Genomic DNA, 15,888 nt, shown 5'->3' with positions numbered 1-15,888 from the left:
TTTGTGTCCGGCCTTGATGAGACCGGCCCTTGAGGCGACGAGGCCGCCCCCTCCGACCCACAACGCCGGCCAGGATCGGCTTCGTCAACTCGAATCATCTGTTCTGGGATGATAGACTATCATCGAGAATCGCGTGGCGTCCAGCGACGGAAATTGTCTGCAGGGCGCGGTTGCGGTTCGCTGGCGTGTCCGAGTCTTCAAGATCGGTCGATCGCTCCTCCGCGAGCGGCAGTCCCGGACCCCGGCTCATCCATGTCGATCGCCGATGATGACCGATCGCTTCTGTTCGCTACGCTTGCCGCGCGGTCGGGCTTGATCTCAATCTCAGAGCTGGACGCGGCGCTCAAGCAGTGGGCGACCGACCGTTCCCGGTTTATTGCCGAGGTGCTTGACGACCTCGGTTCGCTCGATGCGCAGAAAAAAGCCGCGGTTGAGCAATTGATGCGTTTGCATCTTTCGCAACATGGGAACGATCCGAGGCAGAGTCTCCGAGCACTCTCGACCGTGACCAGCGAAGAAGCCTCGGGAACGGATCAAGGCGATCCATGTTCGTATGTGATTGATTTAGAGCCTGCGACTCTTGACCCGGACGGTACCGTGATTCCGGGAGGCTTGGGCATCCGCAAGGAGGAGCGTTCGGCAAAGGCTCTTGGCGATGGCCGGTTTCGGGTTATTCGGTTGCATGCCAGGGGAGGGCTGGGAGAGGTCCATGTCGCGTACGATACGGAACTGGATCGGGACGTGGCGTTGAAGGAAATTCAGGCTCAATACGCCGATGACCTGTCCAGTCGGACCCGATTTCTGCTTGAGGCGAGGATCACGGGCAATCTGGAGCATCCGGGGATCGTGCCGGTCTACGCGCTGGGGCGGCATGAGGATGGCCGTCCTTACTACACGATGCGGTTTGTTCGGGGCGAGTCGCTCCGTGATGCGATCGAGCGGTTTCACCGGAGCGAGGGGCGGCCCCGGTCTCCGAGAAACCGGGCCTTGCGCCTGCGAAAGTTGATTGTCCGATTTCTGGCGGTGTGCGATGCCGTGGATTACGCGCACAGTCGGGGGGTGATCCATCGTGACCTGAAACCTTCGAATATCTTGCTCGGGCCGCACGGAGAGACCCTCGTGGTTGACTGGGGCCTGGCCCGGGCGCTCGACGACCTCGGGGTGGAGGAGGGCGAGGCGCGGGTTGTCGCATCGGAATCGACCGGGATCGACGCCACTGTCGCCATCGGTCCTCCGCCCAGTGCCTTGTTTGGAGGAGGGTCGGGGTCGACCGAACAGACCGTGCCCGGCGTGGCCGTAGGCACGCCCCACTTCATGGCTCCGGAACAGGCGATCGGTGATCCCGATCGGATCGGGCCGGCGAGTGATGTGTATAGTCTGGGAGCAACGCTTTCCACCCTCTTGACCGGGTATCCTCCCATCGAGGGGACGGAGCCGAAGGAGATCCTGGAGCGGGTGAAGGCGGGCGATGTGGTTTCGCCTCGGTCCCGAGATCGGTCGATCGACCCGTCTTTGGACGCGATCTGTGCAAAGGCGATGGCCTTCGAGCCGTCGGACCGCTACCCGACGGCCCGTGCCCTGGCCGATGACCTGGAACGCTGGCTGGCCGATGAGCCGGTCTCGGCCCGTCGTGATCCGTGGGGGATCCGCCTCGGTCGTTGGTCAAGACGGCATCAGAACTGGGTGGCCGGGATCCTGGCGGCCCTGGTCGTGGCGCTGGGAAGTCTGGGGTTCATCGCGCAGGTCTTGCTGGATCGTCAGCAGGCGAGGCTTGATCGGGGGGTGGCGCTGGCCGCGGCCCGAGAGGCCGATCGAGACGCTCAGGCAGCGCGCGAGGCCGAGCGATTGCAACGGTATTACGCCCTGTTCGACCGCCTCCGCCAGCGGTCGGCAACCCCCAGGCCCGGATGGACCTGGCAGGCAAGCGTCGAACTGGCCGAGGCCGCCGAGCTTCGTCCGCAAGGAGACGAGGAGGGGGCCGCCTTGCTCCGGAGCATCGCCGCCGGACGCCTTGCCACGTTCGATTTCAAAGCCGCCGACGACCTGTTGCCCGGCCTGAATCCAAGCTGCCTCGCCTTCGCTCCTGATGGGCAAACCCTCGCGCTGGGGGAGTTCAAGGCGCAGGGGTTCCTGGTCTGCTCTGTGGTGCTGGTCGATTGGCCGAGCGGGATGATCCGTCGCCGGTTCTCCTTTCCGGCGTCGTTGAAAGATCAGATTCGTGACGGGGGGCAAGACGGAGTTCGGAAGATGACCTTCGATGCCGAGGGGCGTTGGCTGGCCGTCGGAACGCGAAGTGGTCGGGTGCATGCCTGGGACCTTGACCAGGACGATCCTTACCGACAGGTCTGGTCGGCTCACGAGGGGGATGTGCTTGGATTGGCCTTTGCGTCCGGAGGGGACGCTCCGTCGATCGTCACCTGCGGAGACGACGGGGTGCTTCGTCGCTGGGACCTTGATGCTCCCCGACGTGCTCCCGAGGCTCCGGTGGCCGAGTTCCACGGCGATGGGCCGGTGCGAACGCTGGCGATTGGTCGATCGGGGGCCCTGGCGAGTGTGGTGGGAAGTCGGTTACATCGGCACAACCCGGAGACGCTGGAGTCGGTCGAGCAAGGGCCGGAGGTCGGGACCAATCGGCTGGCCTGGAGCCCGGATGGCCGGATGATTGCCGCCGGAGGATTCGAAGCAATCACCCTGGTTTCGAGTGATCGCTTGAAGGTGGTTCGTCGTCTGACCGACCCGGAGCTGGTGTCGGCCGCTCATCGCCACGGGCTCAGCGGGTTGAACTTCCACCCGTCCGGCTCGCTGCTGGTCAGTGCCAGCTCACACGATGACGATCGGCGGATCAAGTTCTGGGACGCCAATACGGGGCAGATGGTCGGTTCCATCCACGAGGCCGAGGGAACCGGATACAGCCTGATCGACGTGGCCTTCGCTCCGGACGGGGACTGGATGGTCGCGACCGGCAAGGGCAGGGCGACTCGGGTGGAATTGACGCATCACCCGGCGTATGAGGCGGTTGGCCTCGATGAAACGGAGGTCGAGGCCCTGGGCTTCGTTCCGGGTGGCCAGGCCCTGGCTCGGCTCGGCCGATCGGACGATCTGGTGAGGGTCGATTTGTGGAGTCTCAAGGGATCGGAGCGGCTTGCCGGGATTGATCTCCCGACCGAAGGTGCGAAGGATGGCGGACCCCTGGGAATGGCCGTGGCTCCAGAAGGAGATTCCGTGGCATTCTGTGGGGCAGGGGCCGGTGTCTTTCTCTGGGAGATCGGCACGGAGAAGCCTCCGGAGCGAATCAGCCTGAGGCTGCCTTCGACGTTGGAGTATTCTGCAGACGGCCGGCGGATCTGGGCACTGTTCGATGATCAGACGGAGATTGGGTGCTGGGATCTGGATCGCCACGAAATGCTGGTTGGTTGGCGCGATCGGGGGGCGGAGATTGTCCGGGGAATGCTCCGGCTTCCCAGTCTGACCCAGGCCGAGCCCTGGATTGTGGCCGGGGGACGTGACGGCCTGACCCGCCTGCTTCGGCTCGAAGCGGGTGAGCTGGTCCTGATTCGGCAATGGGACCACGCAAATGGTCCCATCCTGGCCCTGGCGCTTCGGCCGGAGGGCGGCCTGGTTGTCTCAGGAACCTCAGGCGGGTCGCTCATGACGATTCCGCTTCCCGACGGGGTTCCGTTCCGGGCGGTCGAGGACGCTCATCCTGGAGGTGTCACGTGTCTAGCGATCGCTCCGGATGGCCGATCCCTGGCCTCGGGAGGGTTTGATCGGGCCGTTCGGCTCTGGCGGATCGACGCCCCGAGGCTCCGGCATGTGGCCACTCTCGGCCTGGCAAGTGGGGGGATTCGGGACCTCGACTTCGCTCCCGACGGCCGATCGCTGGCCGTCGCGGTCGAAGGGGAGCACGCTCTGCGCCTTTGGCAACTCGACCGCCTGGAAGCGTCGTGGGACGGGATGGGTATCGGGGTCGAACCCTGAGGACCGCGACCTGCGGTCCCGGAAACAGCTTCGCAGGCCGCAGAGATTGCCCTGTTGGCCAAAGCAAGGTCGATCGGTACGAGCGGCCCTTCGGCGTCTCACGATCGCCCGGCTTGGTTCGGAGGATCGGTCGGCGCGGCCGATGATGGTTCGGCGACAGGATGGTCTTTTGTCCCCGCTCGGCGATGGTCGCCTCGGGGGCCTGGTCTCTCGGAGGAGCGCCGACCCATGGGCTTCCTGAACGGGCGCGTCAGCTATGTGCGGTTCCGGGTCAGCGGCGAGTCACCCTTGCCGTTCGACGAGGAATTCCTGGAAAAGGCGGCGAACCACGCCATCGGCCGACACGGCGAGGCCGACCCAACTGACGGGGTGCATTTCGGCTGGTCGGGCGGAAACCATGTGCTCGACATGACCTTCGAGCTGGGCAAGAATTCGATTAACGATGCCCTGCACCTGGGCATGAGGATCGACGCCGACAAGATTCCCGGCGACCTGCTGAAGGCCTACACTCAGATTGAGCTGGATGCTCGTGCCGCCCAGAATGCCAGCGGCCGACCCACTAAGGCTCAGCGGGAGGAGGCCAAGGAAGCCGCCAAGGTCCGAGCCGAGGCCGAGGCCGCCGACGGCCGCTACCGGCGCCGGAAGATGCACCCGATTCTCTGGGACGCCCGGACCAACACGTTGTATGCCGGTGCCACGTCCAACGCCGTGCTCGACCGCCTGCTCCCCTTGTTCCGCGAGACGTTTGACCGAACACTCGAACCGGTGACCGCCGGGGTGCTGGCCGCGTCGATCGCCGCCGAGATGGGCCACGGCGACGCGCTTTATGACTCTGCCCCGCTTGCCCTGTTCGGCGATGGCGACTCGGCGCTCTATTCCTCGATCGCCTGGGCCGAGGCCGACCCGACGAGCCGAGACTACTGGGGTAACGAGTTCCTCCTCTGGCTCTGGCACACGCTCCAGAACGAAGGGGACGTGCTGACCTTGGCCGACGGCTCGGAATGCTCGGTCATGATCTCCAAGACCCTGCAACTCGACTGCCCCCGAGGCGAGACGGGCCGCGATAGCCTCTCGTACGAAGGTCCGACCCGGATGCCCGAGGCCCTTCGCGCTTTGCAATCGGGCAAGCTGCCCCGCAAGGCCGGTCTCTTGCTCGAACGCCAGGGGGCGACCTACGAACTGACGATCCAGGCCGAAACGATGGCCGTCTCCGGCGCCGCCTTGCCCAAGGAGGACGGCGTCTCCGGTCGTGAGGCGATCGACGGCCGGATCGACCTGCTTCGGCACCTGACCGAGTCGCTCGACTTGCTTTACGGCTGCTATGTCCGCCGTCGTCTCGACTCTTCCTGGAACGGCGAGCTGGGCCGAATCCGGGACTGGCTCCGCGCAGCCTGATTCTTTGGATTCGGGACAATCCGCGCCGACGATCGCGTCTTGGATCGGTGATGACGGTCAACGGCAATACGCACGCCCTGCTCGGGTCTATTGGCCCGAGCAGGGCGTGCTGAATTATGGAATTCTTAATCGAAAAACGCTCAGAAGTTCGTTTGGTTCATGTCGTTTATTGAGCTTGTGAAAGTGTGATCTAATTTTTGGATTTGGGCTGTACAGGTCACGGCTCACTCGGCAACCGCCCCCATTTCAAGCGATCGGCGGACCAGTTCCGGGAGATACTTAACCGGCAAGGTGCCGTGGGAGAGGGTGGCCTCGTGAAAGCGAGCGAGGTCGAAGGCGTCTCCCTGCTCGCGCTGAATGGCCTGGCGGAGGCGGTGAAAGGCGACACGACCGACAAAGTAGGTGGAGAGCTGCGCCGACGACTGCTTGGATCGGATGACCTTGCCGGCGGCTTCCCCTTCGGTCTGGAAGGCACGGTCCATGAGCAAGCTCATGGCCTGCTCGTCGGTCATGGAGTGGGCGTGCATCTCGTGGTCGAGGATCGCATTGACGACGGCTCGTAAATAAAATTTGAGTTGTTGCATGCGCAGCTTCGGGTCGCCAAGTCCGAAGCCCTCGTCAAGCATCATCCGTTCGGTGTACACGGCCCAGCCTTCCGCGAAGGTGCCCGAGGAAAGGACTCGACGGATCAACGACGGGCAGCGGTTCGAGTATTCGAGCTGGACGTAGTGGCCCGGGTAGGCTTCGTGGATCGTGAGGATCTGGAGCATCCGGGCGTTGTACTCCCGGAGGAAGCTTGCGACGCGCTCCTCGTCCCAGTCGCTTGGCGGCGGGCTGATGGCGTATTCGCTACGGCTCTCGGGGTCGAGCGGAGGGGCGGGGTTAAGATAGGCGACCGAGTTGCCTCGCATAAATTCAGGCATCTCGATGATTTCGCAACGATCCGGTTCCGGAAGTTGAAGAATGTTGCGATCGTTGATGAACGTTTTGATGGAAGCGACGGTGGCTTTCGCGTCGGAGACGAGCGTGTCGGGAGAGCCGTGTTCCCGGCCGATCTGATCAAGAACCTTTCGGATCAGCGTTCGACGCCCTTCCGGGTCGTCCGGAGGTACGGGGGTGTTCGGGAACATCTCCCACCAAAGTTGTCGGGCGATGACGGCCATCTCTTGCTCGACCCGCTCGGCTTCGGCCGTGGCCTCAGCCAGGACCTCGGCGGCGGTCAGCCCGGAATTCAGCTCCCGAGCCACCTTTTCGGCAAACAGGTCGGGGCCGATCCGCCAGTCGTCGCCGGCCTTCGGCAAGAGCTCATTGGTGAGGAAATCGAGATAGTCTTGCAACGCCTCGGCGGCCTCGGCGGCGACTTCGGCCAGGACTCCCTCGTCTCGGGGACGGTTGGCGAACAGAAAGACGTCGTCGGTGTAGAAGGCAATGGCTCCCTGAGTCTGAAGGATGGCCGTCTCGACCTTGACCCGAGGCGCATCGGAGAGGGTGGCCTTGGCCGTCTCGACGATCCGAGGGACAGCCTTGATCCGCTCGATGGCGTTGGACAGGTTCTCGGCTGCCGGAAGGGTGGACTGCGTGAGCAGCAGGTAAACCCCCTCGGTGGTGTAGCCGACGTAGGTCCTCGGGTCGTTCTCGAAGGGCTTGAAGTGTTCGGACAGCCAGAGGGTGTATTCCAGGTGATGGCGGAAGATCTCGTAGTCGATCTGACCGTCGCGGCTGAGGGCGTCGTAATCGACACGCTCGGGCAATTCGGCGAGGAACCGACGGTCACGCTCGACCCATCCGGCCCTGGACTCGGCCGACAGGTCTTCGAGCCGATCGTCGAAGCGATGATCGCCCAGGCGGGTTGCCATGAGCGGTTCATCGGCGAACCAGGCGTCGAGATAGTCCTGGAACAGTGATTCCAAGGCGGCGTCAGCGTGCTCCTGTGCCTGAGCAGGAGCAGGTGCAACGGCCAGGGCTCCGAGGACAATCCAGGTGAGGCACACGGTCATCGTCGAGGCACTCCTCATGAGCGAGCGGGGGATCGGATCAGGTCGATCCGCCCGGGAACTCGGGCGGGGGCGTGCCGCGTCTGGCGATGCTCTCGCGAGATCATCACGAGGCGGACGCCGAGCGAGGTCGGCTTATTGCACGACCTCGCCGGAAGCCTTGTCGAGCATCGTTGCGTCAGACGCGAATGGCGTCAACTGCCTGGTGCTCGCGGTCGGCACGGTCGTCAATAACGTAGTGGGCAGCCAGGCGGGGAGTGGCGAACGTGACCTGCGCATTGAGCAGTTCCCAGAGGGGCGATTGCGTTCCCAGGCAACGTCTCGGAAGATGGCGAGCGTTTCGGCCTTCATGTCGCTGGCAAGCTGTTCGTTCCAGTTGGGGAAGCGTTTGGGATCGGGACGGAGGCTTTTTCGCTGATCAAGGTAAAGCCAAGCGTGAATGAACCGCTCGCCCCGGTCAACTCCGCGAAGGTTGCGGAGCATGCGCTGAACCTGAGTGGCGATGCGGGGGCGTTCGGAGAGTTCACCCGCATCGGCGGGCTGCAAGAGTTCCCGATCGGACGGTCCCCCCCAGAGAATGTTACTGAGGCGGGAGGCGAGTTCGTGGCCCGTCACCGGCTGCATCGAGCCGTCGCCGCGTTGGGTTTCGATCCGGTCGATGAAGCGAGGAGACTGGAGCAACGTTTCGGTCGGGCAGGGAGCGATCTTCCGTATTGCGTCGCGTTTGTTCTGGAGTGAGGGCTCGACTCGATCCCGGCAAAGTCGGACAGTATTCTCTGGAGTATCCGTCACGTGGCGGAGGTTGGGAAATCAACCGGACGGGCAATGGAAGCGGGCCAAGGCTCATGGATCAGCGTGAGGTGAAGAGAGGGCCACGGATCGGAACCGTCACCCGGGTTCGAGAAAGTGTTGTGGATGCCGTTTTTCCGAACGGGATTCCGGCGGTGTATCACGCACTTCGCACCGGAGAAGACCGAGAGATCGTGATCGAGGTTCTGGATCATCTTGATGAACAGACGATCCGAGGGATTGCCCTCACAAGTACTCAGGGGTTGGCGAGGGGATCAGCTATCGAGGACACAGGTCAGCCGTTACGAGTTCCAGTCGGAGAACGGTTACTGGGTCGCATCTTCAATGTGTTCGGTGAGACGATTGACGGTTTGGAGCCAATTGAGGGGGGGGAATGGCGGTCGATTCACCAGGAGCCGCTTCCTCTGGTTCGTCGCGTGACGAAGACCGAAGTGTTTCGCACCGGGATCAAGGCAATCGACCTCCTCTCCCCACTCGAACGCGGCGGCAAGGCCGGGCTGTTTGGTGGGGCCGGGGTCGGCAAGACCGTGCTGATCATGGAAATGATTCATAACATGATTGGTCAGCATGAAGGAATCAGCCTCTTCTGCGGAATCGGTGAGCGGATCCGGGAAGCGGTGGATATGTACGATGAGGTTCGGGACGCTGGAGTTCTGGACAACACGGTGCTCGTCTACGGACAGATGAACGAACCTCCGGGCGCCCGGTTTCGGGTGGGCCACGCGGCGCTGACGATGGCCGAGTATTTCCGGGACGACCGCAGGCAAGACGTTCTGCTCTTGATCGACAACATCTTTCGGTTCATCCAGTCGGGATCGGAGGTTTCGGGACTACTCGGTCGATTGCCTTCGAGGCTCGGCTATCAGCCGACGCTCGGATCGGAACTGGCCGAACTGGAAGAGCGGATCAGCAATACGGAGGCCGGGGCGATCACTTCCATCCAGGCGGTCTACGTGCCAGCCGACGATTTTACAGACCCGTCCGCGGTCCATACATTCCATCACCTGTCGGCCTCGATTGTTTTGTCTCGACAGCGAGCGAGCCAGGGATTTTACCCGGCGATCGACCCGCTCAAGTCGGAATCAAAAATGCTTGTGCCTCACATCATTGGACGGCGTCATTTCGAAATCGCGCAGGAGGTGCGTCGCACGCTGGCGACCTACGAGGACCTGAAAGACATCATCTCGATGTTGGGCTTGGAGGAACTCTCACGAGAGGATCGACGGACCGTGGAACGTGCCCGGCGCCTTGAGCGGTTCCTGACCCAACCGTTCGTCGTGACCGAACAGTTCACCGGGATTGAGGGACAAATCGTGGATGCCGATGAGACCCTGGACGGCTGCGAACGCATTCTCAATGATGAATTTGCCGATTTTTCTGAGGCTGACCTCTACATGATCGGCACGATTGATCAGGCGAAGACGAAACAGCAAGCCAGGACGAGGGACCAGAACGGTAACGCCCAAAATGAGACGCAGAGTCAGGAGCAGGTCGCAGAGACGACGATCAACGAGCAGGGTTCGGAGGACAACGCATCATGATCCTCCGCGTGCTGCTTCCTGAGCGAGTCCTGATCAACGAGAAGGTGACCAAGGTCAAAGCAGAGGCGGCGAATGGGGCGTTTACACTGTTGCCGAAGCATGTCGATTTTGTCGCGGCACTTGTTCCGGGCATCCTCTCGTTCGCATCGGAGGAGGAGGGTGAGCGGTTCATGGCAATTGACCAAGGGGTGCTGGTCAAGTGCGGTGATGAGGTGCTGCTCTCGACCCGAAACGCAGTGATTGGACCTGGTCTGGAGGATTTGAAGCGGACGGTTCGAGAACAGTACGAGCTGGTCGACGATCGAGAACGCCACGCCCGGTCGGCGTCGGCTCGTCTTGAGGCCGGCCTTGTTCGACGCTTCATGGAGCTCGAGCACAGTGGATCCTGACCATCGAGCCTCGCAAGATCTTCAGAAGCAGCCTGAGCCACTTGAGGACATCGTCCGTCGCAAGGCGGAGCGCAAAGCTCGTGCCCGTGAGGGCAAATCTTATAGCCTCTGGTATGGGCTGGGAATGTTCGGGCTGGTGGGCTGGTCGGTGGCGATTCCGACGCTGGTCGGTGTGGCAATCGGTGTGTTGCTTGACACCAGACGATCCGACACGATCTCCTGGACCCTGACCGGCCTGGGAATCGGTATTATCGTGGGTTGCCTCAACGCCTGGTTCTGGGTGAAGCGGGAGAGCCGCATATGAGTGAGGCGTCCGGTGAGATGGTCTGGCTGGTGCTGCTCGTCGGAGTGGCGATCGTCCTGTCGATCCTGAGCAAGTCGGGATTGCGGCGGCTTGGGGTGCCGGCGCTAATCGGCTCGATCGTTCTGGGATTCCTCCTGAGACTCTGCGATGCCCGCTGGGAGCTTCTCTCCGAGTCTGGATACACCACGTTTCGTCTTCTCGCCGATCTGGGACTGATTGCCCTTCTTTTTCGGGTCGGTCTGGAGAGTAACCTGCCGGGGCTGATCAGCCAGATCGGGCCCGCCGCCCGCACCTGGATCGGCAATGTCGGCATCAGTGGTCTGCTTGGTTTCGTCACGGCTTACTGGTTGCTCGATCTGGGGACGATCGCCAGCCTGGTGATCGCCACCGCGCTTACGGCGACGAGCGTGGGTGTTTCGGTTGCGGTCTGGCAGGAGGCCGGCGCACTCGACACATCGACTGGACAGTGGCTGATTGACGTGGCCGAACTCGACGACGTCTCTGGCGTACTCCTGATGGCCGTGCTCTTTGCGCTCCTCCCGGCCATGACCGGGTCGGCCCCTCCGGCAGAGGTGAGCCAGGAGTCGATGCACCTCGACACGCTGGTCTTCCCCGTGTTTCTCGCGGCGGCGATCTTGCTCTTCGGCTCCTTGATTTTTCGGGAGCTTCGGCGACCGATGGGGAGGTGGTTCAGGACTGACGAGCGATTGCCAGAGCCGATGTTGCGGATTGCAGCCGTGGCGATCGGGGTTGCTGCGCTCGCGGCCCTCTTCGGGGTTGCGATGGTCGCGTTGTTCAACCTCTTGCCTGCTGGCCCGAGGGATGGCTTCCCCATTGCCACCTTATTGAAGACGCTGGGCCGGTTCGCCTTCCTCTTCGCCTTGTTCCTGGGATTCTGCTACGTATTCACCAGGAGACTCGAGGAACGCATGACCCGATGGTTCCGCCAACTCGAGCCGATGCCAGACCCGATGCTACTGGTGGTTGGGGTGGGATTCGTCATCGCAGCCCTCGCGGGGTTCATGGGCTTCTCGATCGCGATCGGCGCTTTCTTTGCCGGCCTGGTCTTCAGTCGGGACCCGGAGATGGTGCAGATCGATGCATCGTTCAGCTCGCTCTACGACCTGTTCAGTCCGTTCTTTTTTATCGGTATCGGTCTGAGTATTGATCCCTCTGCGCTCTTGTCGGCACTCGGCCCTGGGACGTTCCTGCTGGTGGCTGCTGTGGTGGGGAAGGTCGCCGGCACCGCTGTCCCGGCCCTGTTGTCAACCGACTGGAGGACTTCGCTGCTGCTGGGGATTGGTATGGTGCCCCGCGCCGAGATCGCCATGGTCATCGTGGAGCGCGGGCGGGCGATGGGCTCCGACGTTGTGCCACCGGAGGTTTTCTCGGCAATGGTCCTTGTCGTACTGGGGACCTGCCTGATCGCCCCCCTCTCGCTCCGTCCACTCCTGAGGCAATGGCTCAGGCCGAAAGTGCAAGGAGACTTTTCGTGATCCTCGATCCTGAGACAGTTGTCCCCCTGATCCTCGCCTTCACCGCCGGAGGCTTGATCGGCGCTATCGCGTTCGGCGGCCTCTGGCTCACGGTAAGGCGACTCCCGACGAGCCGACGGCCTGGGTTACTGCTGCTGGGCAGCTTTGTCGGAAGACTGGGGATCTGTCTCCCGTTGATCTTCGTAGTGATGGGCGGGCACTGGGAACGACTTGCAGCCTGTCTCGTCGGCCTGCTTGCTGTGCGGACTGTCATGATCCGTCGTTGGGGGCCTGATCGGGTTCCGGCTCGAATGGGATGAGGAGAATGGATCGTGGACCTGATGGATCTCAAGCAGATTAGCCCGGATGAGGTTGTCTTCTGGCAGTGGCGATTTGTAACAGTCAATGCCACCCTGGTATATACCTGGGTGGTGATGATCGTTCTGGTCTTTTGTTCGTGGCTGGTGACGCGAAGCCTTTCGACAGGGCCGAAGATCTCTCGATGGCAGAATCTCCTAGAAGTGATTGTCGATGGCATTCGGGGTGAGATTGCCGAGATCACTCAGCAAAGGCCGGAGCGATATTTGCCGTTCATCGGCACACTGTTTCTCTTCATCTTGGTTTCGAACCTGCTGAATATCGTTCCCGGGTTTGTTTATGTCGCACCCACGGCTTCTCTTTCAACGACCGCCGCCCTGGCGATTTGTGTCTTCTTCGCCGTTCCGATTTACAGTATCGCCAACGATGGCATATTGGGATATCTCAAAAACTTTGTCCGGCCGACGCCGTTGATGCTACCGTTTACGCTGATCGGTGAACTGTCTCGGACGCTTGCGCTCGCTGTGCGATTGTTTGGAAACGTCATGAGCGGCACCAAAATCGTGGCAATCCTGATGGCCGTGGCCCCGCTCATCTTTCCGGTCCTCATGCACGTGCTCGGGCTCTTGACTGGAGTGATCCAGGCCTACATCTTCGCGGTGCTGGCGATGGTCTATATTGCCTCTGCGAGCAGAGTCCGGGAGGAGGAGGTCCAGGAGTATCGCTTAATTGTTCAGAATGAGAAGCAAGGGCATGACCAGAAACTCTCCCAGGGACATGAAGGATTGAAGGACCATGGATAATCTTGGATTGATCGGGATGATCTCGATCTTTACGGCAGGATTGACAATCGGACTGGGGGCGATCGGCCCCGCGCTCGGTGAGGGCCGAGCCGTGGCATCGGCTCTCTCGGCGCTCGCTCAGCAGCCGGATGAAAGTAATACGATCACTCGAACCCTCTTTGTGGGGCTCGCAATGATTGAATCAACCGCGATTTACTGTTTTGTTGTGTCGATGATTCTGATTTTCGCAAACCCGTTTTGGGATTACTTCACGCAACAGACGGGCGGGGGGGGGTGATCCGTGCTGATCGAGTGCCTCTGGGTTCTCGCCCAGGCTTCCGGTCGCGATGCGGCGCCGTCGGGATCGAACGGTGAACTCGTTCACTGGTTCACCGTCGTTGCTCAGATCGTCAACTTTCTCATCCTGGTGTTCCTCCTCCGGCACTTTCTCTATGGACGAATCATCAAGGCAATGGAGCGGCGTCAGGAGCAGATCGCCTCGCGGTGGGATGAGGCGGAGCAGCGCCAGCAGGAGGCCAAGGATGAGGCAGACCATTACCGGCAACGACTTCGGGAGCTTAACGAGCGTGGAGACGAAATTCTGGACGAGGCCAAAAAGAAGGCCGGTCGGCGTCGTGAGGAATTGATCGACGAGGCTCGCGACGAAGTCGAACAGATGCGATTGCAATGGCGCAACGCACTCCGACAGGATCAGGAGGCGTTTCTCGCAGAACTCCGGCGGCGAGCAGCGGAAGGTACCTGCTCGATAGCCAGGCGAGCGCTTGTTGACCTGGCGGATGCCGATCTGGAACAGCAGGTTCTGAAGACGTTTTTCAGACAGCTGGAAATGCTGGATCGAGGTCATCGAGACGGACTTCGGGAGTCGCTCCGGAACCCGAACCACAGACCGATTCTTCGAAGTGCCTTCGAATTCCCTGATCACCAGCGAGCCTCAATTTCCGAACGTCTCCGTAATGACCTCGGAGGTGAGTTCGATTTGCGATTTGAGACCGATCCGAGCCTTATCTGCGGGTTTGAGTTGAATGCCGATGGTCGAAAATTGGCCTGGGACATCTTCGACTATCTCAATGAATTGCTGGAAGAACTGTCGAGTGCGATCCGTCATGAGATCTCCGACTCGGAGGCACATTGAGAGCGTCGAGAAGTCGGGAGGAGTCTGAGCGATCGAGAAACCTGCACGATCGAGAATCTCACGAGTGATTCTCCAGAACCGAGGGATCATCGACGTCAACGCCTCAACGAAACAGGGCGGAATCAGATGGAATGGGATGCGAACGGACGACTCCTCGGGATCCTTGAAGAGACATTCGATGTGGTGGATCGTACCGTACAAGCGTACCGGGTGGAGCCGGTCGTTGAAGCGGTCGGGTGTGTGACGTTTGTCGGGAGAGGTGTTGCCCGGGCCAGCGGTCTTGCGGAAGTTCGGGCTCGAGAAGTCATTCGGTTCCCCGGGAACGCTCTCGGGATGGCGTTCAACCTCGATCCTGAGGAAGTCGGCATCGTCCTCCTCGATGACAGCACGGGTTTGTCGGCAGGAGCTGAGGTGCGACGAACGGGGCGGGTGCTCGATGTCCCGGTCGGAGCGTCGTTGCTGGGAAGGGTTGTCGACGCGGTGGGACGTCCACTTGACGAGGGGGCTCCGCTGAAAACCCGGGAGCGGTTGCCGATCGAGCGGCCAGCTCCTGGAATCATGGATCGGGCCCCTGTGAAAGTACCGCTCCAAACAGGTTTAAAGGTTGTGGATGCGCTGATTCCTGTTGGGCGGGGTCAGCGGGAGCTGATTCTTGGTGATCGGCAGACTGGCAAGACGGCCATTGCACTCGACGCGATGATTCATCAGCGCGATACGGAGGTACTTTGCGTCTACTGTGCGATTGGCCAGCGGATGTCGGCGGTCGCAAAGCTTGTGGACGACCTTGAAACCTTCGGAATTCGAGAGAAAACCATTGTCGTCGCCACTTCCGAGAAAGATCCTCCTGGCTTGCAGTTTGTAACGCCCTATGCGGCAATGAGCATGGGAGAATTCTTCAGAGATCGAGGTCGAGACGTGTTGGTGGTCCTGGATGATCTGACTCGGCACGCCTGGGCGTATCGCGAGTTGTCACTCTTGCTGCGACGCCCACCAGGACGTGAAGCATTTCCAGGCGATATTTTCTATATTCATTCTCGATTGCTCGAGCGGTCGACCCACCTCAACGACGAGCTAGGAGGGGGTTCGCTGACGACACTGCCGATCGTTGAGACCGAGGCACAGAACCTCTCAGCATACATCCCCACGAACCTGATCTCGATCACCGATGGGCAGATTTACCTTTCGCCAGACCTGTTCCGCAAAGGAATTCTTCCGGCGATCGAGGTTGGGCGATCGGTGTCTCGCGTGGGAGGGAAGACTCAGTTGCCGGCGTACCGGGCGGTCGCGGGCGATTTGAAACTCGCGTACTCCCAATTCCAGGAGTTGGAGGCGTTTGCACGATTCGGAACCCGGCTTGAAGAAGAAACACGCAGGTCGCTCGAACGGGGTCGTCGGGTCCGAGAGGTCCTGAAACAGGCCCAGTACGATCCGTTGCCAGTCCCTCAGCAACTCGCCGCGCTTGTTGCGATTAATCATGGCCTGTTTGACAAGGTTCCAGTCGAGCGTGTCATGGTACTGGAAGCACGTGTCCGAGAGGCCGTTACAGCGCAATTGCCTGAGGTATGTGAGCGAATTCAGTCGGGGAAACCACTGGAAGAGGTCGATCGGCATGCCATCGTTGAAGTTGCTCGAACGGTGATCGAGAGGCATCGATTGGCGAGTCCTCAATCCGAGTTCGACGATCACGCCTCGCAGGCTGAACACCGAAACCTGGACGACTCCGAGCACGATCAAGCCAGGGGTTAGCAG

The 15,888-nt window shown here is 61.3% G+C and carries 13 protein-coding genes; 11 read left to right on the top strand and 2 right to left on the bottom strand.

The window, feature by feature from the left end:
• Positions 1-252: 252 nt before the first annotated feature.
• Together GA615_RS20130 and GA615_RS20125 are read left to right on the top strand one after the other, a co-directional pair.
• A complete protein-coding gene (locus GA615_RS20130) occupies positions 253-3,978 on the top strand; it encodes a WD40 repeat domain-containing serine/threonine protein kinase (RefSeq protein WP_161602453.1) in 3,726 nt (1,241 codons plus the stop codon).
• A 228-nt stretch (positions 3,979-4,206) separates the two neighbouring features.
• Positions 4,207-5,373: a hypothetical protein gene (locus GA615_RS20125; RefSeq protein ID WP_152053123.1), complete on the top strand. Its 1,167-nt coding sequence runs from the start codon at positions 4,207-4,209 to the stop codon at positions 5,371-5,373.
• 224 nt (positions 5,374-5,597) lie between these two features.
• Here the strand turns inward: GA615_RS20125 and GA615_RS20120 are convergent, their stop codons facing one another.
• Positions 5,598-7,370: a DUF885 domain-containing protein gene (locus tag GA615_RS20120; RefSeq protein ID WP_152053122.1), complete on the bottom strand. Its 1,773-nt coding sequence runs from the start codon at positions 7,368-7,370 to the stop codon at positions 5,598-5,600.
• A gap of 132 nt (positions 7,371-7,502) precedes the next feature.
• Entirely contained in the window at positions 7,503-8,048 is a 546-nt protein-coding gene (locus GA615_RS20115; RefSeq protein ID WP_152053121.1) for a DUF1592 domain-containing protein, read from the bottom strand.
• Positions 8,049-8,212: 164 nt separating this feature from the next.
• Between GA615_RS20115 and atpD the strand changes: the two genes are divergently transcribed.
• From atpD to GA615_RS20070, 9 genes are all read left to right on the top strand, one after another.
• Positions 8,213-9,718 (top strand): F0F1 ATP synthase subunit beta, encoded by a 1,506-nt coding sequence (gene atpD / locus GA615_RS20110; RefSeq protein ID WP_152053120.1) that lies wholly within the window; start codon positions 8,213-8,215, stop codon positions 9,716-9,718.
• Positions 9,715-10,107, top strand: coding sequence for a F0F1 ATP synthase subunit epsilon (locus tag GA615_RS20105; protein WP_152053119.1), 393 nt, complete (start codon positions 9,715-9,717; stop codon positions 10,105-10,107). Before atpD ends, GA615_RS20105 begins: the two co-directional genes overlap by 4 nt.
• Positions 10,097-10,411: an AtpZ/AtpI family protein gene (locus tag GA615_RS20100; protein ID WP_152053118.1), complete on the top strand. Its 315-nt coding sequence runs from the start codon at positions 10,097-10,099 to the stop codon at positions 10,409-10,411. The genes GA615_RS20105 and GA615_RS20100 overlap by 11 nt, the downstream gene beginning before the upstream one ends.
• A complete protein-coding gene (locus GA615_RS20095; protein ID WP_152053117.1) occupies positions 10,408-11,907 on the top strand; it encodes a cation:proton antiporter in 1,500 nt (499 codons plus the stop codon). The genes GA615_RS20100 and GA615_RS20095 overlap by 4 nt, the downstream gene beginning before the upstream one ends.
• Positions 11,904-12,206, top strand: coding sequence for an ATP synthase subunit I (locus tag GA615_RS20090; protein ID WP_201750258.1), 303 nt, complete (start codon positions 11,904-11,906; stop codon positions 12,204-12,206). The genes GA615_RS20095 and GA615_RS20090 overlap by 4 nt, the downstream gene beginning before the upstream one ends.
• A gap of 21 nt (positions 12,207-12,227) precedes the next feature.
• Entirely contained in the window at positions 12,228-13,007 is a 780-nt protein-coding gene (locus GA615_RS20085; RefSeq protein WP_152053185.1) for a F0F1 ATP synthase subunit A, read from the top strand.
• Complete coding sequence (locus tag GA615_RS20080) at positions 13,000-13,284, top strand: F0F1 ATP synthase subunit C (RefSeq protein ID WP_152053115.1); 285 nt, start codon at positions 13,000-13,002, stop codon at positions 13,282-13,284. Before GA615_RS20085 ends, GA615_RS20080 begins: the two co-directional genes overlap by 8 nt.
• 3 nt (positions 13,285-13,287) lie before the next feature.
• A complete protein-coding gene (atpF, locus tag GA615_RS20075) occupies positions 13,288-14,139 on the top strand; it encodes a F0F1 ATP synthase subunit B (RefSeq protein ID WP_152053114.1) in 852 nt (283 codons plus the stop codon).
• A gap of 126 nt (positions 14,140-14,265) precedes the next feature.
• Positions 14,266-15,885 carry an alternate F1F0 ATPase, F1 subunit alpha gene (locus GA615_RS20070; RefSeq protein WP_152053113.1) on the top strand — a complete coding sequence of 540 codons (1,620 nt, stop codon included), beginning with the start codon at positions 14,266-14,268 and terminating at the stop codon, positions 15,883-15,885.
• Positions 15,886-15,888 lie beyond the last annotated feature (3 nt).

The sequence above is a fragment of the Tautonia marina genome (assembly GCF_009177065.1).
GTDB classification, from domain to species: Bacteria; Planctomycetota; Planctomycetia; order Isosphaerales; family Isosphaeraceae; genus Tautonia; species Tautonia marina.
This window is presented reverse-complemented; position numbering and strand designations above follow the sequence as displayed.